The organism is Bacillus cereus group sp. BfR-BA-01408, from assembly GCF_022663305.1.
Classification (GTDB): Bacteria; Bacillota; Bacilli; order Bacillales; family Bacillaceae_G; genus Bacillus_A; species Bacillus_A pacificus.
Window position 1 is genome coordinate 1 of the sequence record NZ_JAKUFF010000144.1, and the last position, 4,162, is coordinate 4,162.

The following is a 4,162-nucleotide window of genomic DNA, read 5'->3' on the forward strand; positions in this document are numbered from 1 at the left end:
CATTTGCGACTTCCTTATGTTAACATTTTCATCTTTCAATGTCAACTAAGTTTTTCATTTCGTTTGTCGCTTTCGACGTTAATGTCATCGGCGACTTGTTCTATATTACACCTCTAAAGTACAATCGTCAATACCTTTTTATAAAGATATTTAAGTTAATATTTTTACACCCTCTAATCTAGATAAGAACCTATAAAGATTACATTACCAGAAAACTCCCTTCTACTCCTTCTTAGTTTCTACTTCCAAAATATATTTAAGTTAGCTTAACCCTAGATTTAATTTATACGGACGTTTTCCCCAGCGAAACTAACAACTTTATTTTAATAACTACTAGTATGTAATTAAAAAGTTACTACACTCCTTAGTACCTCTTTGTTTATCACGCACTCTATTAGAAGCAATTGAAGATATACATATTCTTATAACAGACAACGATACAAAAATCCATAATAAACTCATGTACTACTCTAGTTATAGATTTCTCCCCATATGAAGTAATAGTTGTTTATCTGTTTACTCGTAAATATATAGAAACACACTAATACATCTACTAAATATGCCTGTATCACGCATTGGCTTTATTATAAGTAATTATTATTCAGGCCACCTAGAAGGTTCACTGCTCTTAACACTGATTTACTACTACATGATGTTACTAAAACATACTTATTTCAGACATATACTATCATGATTAAACTTGTAGCTGGAACAATTCTTATAATATTTGCAGAAGTAAAAAGGATAGAAACAATCCTCGTCTAGCATTAACAATTGGATTATTTCAATGCTTAGCAATATATCCTGACTCCTCTAGAGCTAATTCTACTGTCCTTGTGTCCTTATTAATGAAAGTAAATTATAAAACTGCGTCTGATTTCTCTTTTTTCATTATTCTTCCTGTAATAGCTTGAACTGGATTTATAGCCTTAAGCTTATGAAAAAGTTAAAGATATTTAAGCATCGATGATATTTCTATGTTTACGATAAAATTCATCCTCTCTTTTATAGTAGCAATGCTAGCAGCAGGAATCTCTCTATAGATTCCTATAAACCACATACTATTAAACCGATATTCAAATCGAAATATAGACCTTATATCTCTTTCATCTTTAGTATCATCCATTCGGTATTACTGGGTGGTAATAAACCTCTGATAATAGCCACTATATCCTCTCAACAAACACTTAAGATGTACACATAAGTTATACTCCGAAATCTAAACCGAGTAATAGTATTTCTTTTTTAAACACATATACCGGATTAAAAATACGTACCTCAATCGATTGAGTGTACTCAACGTACCCACAAAGAACATTCGTTCCCTCCTCGCGTTGTATCACTTCCCATAGCATTTAAGAATGTTTATCCTATATCTATATTCACATTTTATCGCTAGAAGAGAGGATTAAGTTACTAACAAACATTGTTTCTAGTACTACTACATATTTTAATTAATTTATATATCTTCCGTTTGGACATATATACAAAATCATAAATTAATTTTTTCTATCTAAGAACCTAAGAATACATAATAATAAGAAACCAATACACATAAAACATCCTATACCTATCAACTCCATAACAAAAACAAACTGATTGATATACCAATCAGTTTGTTTTATTTACACATCTTCTCTTTTAAAAAGTCAATAAAAACAGATTTTGGTCTGCCTTTTAAATAGATAAAATCAATACTAATATTAATTTTCACCGGAGGCGTCATTTCCACTCGGATCAATTCTCCATTTTCTAATTCTTGTTTGACACAATGTTCAGGTAAAAAGCTAATGCCCATCCCTTGTATCACTAAATTTTTCGCTGTTTCCATATTATCTACTTCTAAAGATATATTCGGGCTTACGTCATTACTTGAAAATAGCCGATGAATCATGAGCCAATCCATTGATCCATAATCAAAGAAGATAAGAGGTTGTTTACTTACATGTTCTATTGTTACTTTTTCTTCTTTTAAAAATATATGATTTCGAGGTACAAAAAGGCCGATAGGGTCATTATAAAGACGAATTGATTCTACTTGAGGATGTGTTTCTGTTCGTACGATGCCAAAGTCAACTTCTTTATTAATAACCTTCTGTAGGATGTCTTGTGAATGACCAGTTACAATTTTTATTCTAACATCCTTAAATTCAGATTTAAAACCAGGTAAAATTTCAGGGAGGATATTATTAGATATTGATAAAGCACTCCCAATTACCAAGTCATACGGAATTGTTACTTGTTGCAAACCATACTTAGCTTCCTGGTAAGATTGCAAAATTTTTTGTGCATGTGGGAAAAAATACTCTCCTTTTTCGGTTAAAGAGATTTTATTACCATTTCGATGAAAAAGCTTTATATTAATTTCACGTTCAAGTGATTGGATACGTGCTGTTACAGAAGGTTGGGTTAAATAAAGAGCTTCGGCAGCTTTATTGAAACTACCAAGTTGACAAACATATATAAAAGCTTCAATATTTTCGATATTCATGTCTAAACACTCCTTACTTTAGCTCCCTATTATAATTAACTATAACATGTACACGTAAAAGCATATGCATCAAACATCCATAAAATAAGAATGCAACACTTCTGCCACATTCTTAACTTCTAAATCACACTTTTATTAGTTCTGTCTCTGTTTTATTAGCTATTTTAATAACCACTTTTGCCACAATTTCTGTTGGATCAATGACACAAATATTTTCGGATGATTTCAATACAAGAGGAACCTCTGTACAACCTGCTATAATAGCCTCAGCCCCGCTCTCTTTCAATTTATCAGCAACCATCGAAAGATGTAAACACCCTGTTTTTAAATCCCCACTTTTAATAGCATATATTCCTTCCATCACTTTTTTTTGCATTTCTTTATCAGGATCAATGACATCAATCCTGTAATCTTGACAACTGTTTTGGTATAGTTCTGCCTTAACCGTCCCATCCGTAGCCAACAAACCTACCTTTCTAAAATTATTTTCTTGCACAAAACGAGCCGTTTCTAAAGGCATATGCAAGATTGGAATATTAACAGACCTTTTAACTGCTTTATAGAAAAAATGAGCGGTATTACACGCAATAACAAGAAAATCTGCACCAGCGTTTTGCAGTCGCTGGGCTGATTGTACAATGTAAGGGGTCGGATCTATTCCCTTTCCCAAAATAGCCGTTGTCCGATCAGGTATTTGAGAATAGTTGTCTGCAATGATATGGATATGGTCTTGGTCTTTCATTGCAGGTGTGTAAGAAATAATTTTATTCATTAAATCAACAGTCGCCAAAGGTCCCATGCCCCCAATAATCCCAACAACTCTTTGCATTTTATTCACCACTTTTAAACATATTTTGAATGATTGACTTCATTATAAGTTCTTTTTTAAGAGATGAATTATAGAAGGAATCTATACAACAATAGAAAATATGTATTGCTAACTAATATATAAAAGACTGCAATCGACTCATTTACCGCGTCTGTTCATGACTATAAAGTACATCTTGGTAATACGAAAAATGCCAAGGTCCTGTTGTCTTAGGAACACGAATTCGATTCAAGGAATCCTTTCACATGCCTATCAGGTTAATTTGAATACACATCTCCTATATAACGAAAAAAACGCTATCCTTTTAGTAAAATCATTGATAAGGAGGCGTTTTGGGGGATGTTTTATTATACGAGCAATTGCAACTCTTTGCTCAAGGATTGTACCGTAATTTATCTCTTAAAATCCCTCATAAGTTCGGAAAAGATATTTCATTGTCTCACTATCTGCCTGGCTTATTCGAGACATCGCATCTTGTCACTCTCACTCAACTATGCAGTACATTAGATGTAGCGATATTCTCACTGAATTGCTCTAAAAGAAGATTACAGTACACCTCGTGTTCATATAGAGCATCGCAGACAAATATGCGATTACTAGGAGAAAGTGCCCATAAAGCTGTTTCCTGCTAGATGAATGTACTCATAGAGTACTATATTAATCACGAACTTATTTTATAAAACACAAAAAAGACGAGTCATTCTGACTCGTCTTACAGTTGCTTGGCGACTTCCTACTCTCACAGGGACAAGGTCCCAACTACCATCGGCGCTAGAGAGCTTAACTTCCGTGTTCGGTATGGGAACGGGTGTGACCTCTCTGCCATCATCACCAAACTATGA

3 protein-coding genes and 1 rRNA gene are annotated in these 4,162 nt (G+C 33.2%); 1 reads left to right on the top strand and 3 read right to left on the bottom strand.

Annotation, left to right across the window (positions count from 1 at the left end):
- The first annotated feature begins 773 nt into the window (after window positions 1-773).
- Entirely contained in the window at window positions 774-914 is a 141-nt protein-coding gene (locus MR083_RS27885) for an undecaprenyl-diphosphate phosphatase (protein ID WP_324251912.1), read from the top strand.
- A 707-nt stretch (window positions 915-1,621) separates the two neighbouring features.
- Here MR083_RS27885 and MR083_RS26170 read toward each other — a convergent pair.
- The 3 genes from MR083_RS26170 to rrf all read right to left on the bottom strand — a co-directional run bounded on the left by MR083_RS26170 (window position 1,622) and on the right by rrf (window position 4,156).
- Window positions 1,622-2,491, bottom strand: a complete 870-nt coding sequence (locus MR083_RS26170; RefSeq protein WP_046646123.1) for a LysR family transcriptional regulator — start codon at window positions 2,489-2,491, stop codon at window positions 1,622-1,624.
- Between the two features lie 124 nt (window positions 2,492-2,615).
- On the bottom strand, window positions 2,616-3,320 hold the full coding sequence (gene cuyB, locus MR083_RS26175) for a cysteate racemase (RefSeq protein ID WP_001190087.1): 705 nt from the start codon (window positions 3,318-3,320) through the stop codon (window positions 2,616-2,618).
- A gap of 720 nt (window positions 3,321-4,040) precedes the next feature.
- A 5S ribosomal RNA gene (gene rrf / locus MR083_RS26180) occupies window positions 4,041-4,156 on the bottom strand.
- Window positions 4,157-4,162: the final 6 nt, after the last annotated feature.